This is a genomic window from Polaromonas sp. P1_E3 (assembly GCF_056405935.1).
In genome coordinates this window covers 1-584 of the sequence record NZ_JBFUBD010000833.1, presented here as the reverse complement: position 1 = coordinate 584, position 584 = coordinate 1, and the positions used below count along the sequence as shown (strand labels likewise).

The 584-nt window shown below is 62.0% G+C and carries 2 protein-coding genes; one reads left to right on the top strand and one right to left on the bottom strand.

Going from position 1 to position 584, the window contains the following annotated elements; genetic code table 11:
- Positions 1-279 (top strand): SIMPL domain-containing protein (locus tag AC1D0Z_RS23820; RefSeq protein WP_477660577.1); only part of this gene is annotated, 279 nt, incomplete at its 5' end.
- On the opposite strand, the gene AC1D0Z_RS23815 is transcribed toward AC1D0Z_RS23820, so the two are convergent.
- On the bottom strand, positions 248-584 hold a 337-nt coding region (locus AC1D0Z_RS23815; RefSeq protein ID WP_477660576.1), incomplete at its 5' end, for a PACE efflux transporter. The two genes, AC1D0Z_RS23820 and AC1D0Z_RS23815, sit on opposite strands and share 32 nt — an antisense overlap.

Genomic DNA, 584 nt, shown 5'->3' with positions numbered 1-584 from the left:
GCCTTGAGCAGGGAGCAACGCGCCAAAGTCGAGGGCGAGGCGCAGGCGCTCGCGATTGAGCGATTCAAGGCCAAAGCCAGTGAGGTGGCGCGCAGTTTTGGGTTTGCCGGCTATTCGCTGCGTGAAGTCTCGGTGAATGCCAACGACCAGAGCTCTCCACCGCGTCCCCGCATGATGGCCATGTCGGCCAAGGCTGAAATGGCCGATGCCTCGGTGCCTGTGGAGGCCGGCAAGAGCACGGTGCTGGTTAACGTGTCGGGCTCCGTGCAGATGAAGTAAGGCCGGCAGGCGCCGGCGTTTGCGCGGGGTCTGCTTTGAAAGTTTTACGCACGTGGCGCGCCACTATCCGTGTGCGGGCGTGGTCATACGCCCAGTTAAAGCAGAAGGTGTAGGGCAAAAAGAACAGCACGATCGCGATATCCAGCACAAAGGCTTCCCATAGGCTGATGTCCAGCCACCATGCCGCCAGCGGCACCACCGCGATGATCAGGCCGATTTCAAACATGACGGCATGCACTGCACGCGCCGCCAGGGTGCGCTGAAAGCCCATGCGCCGCTGCGCCCGGTCAAACAAGGCGTTGAAC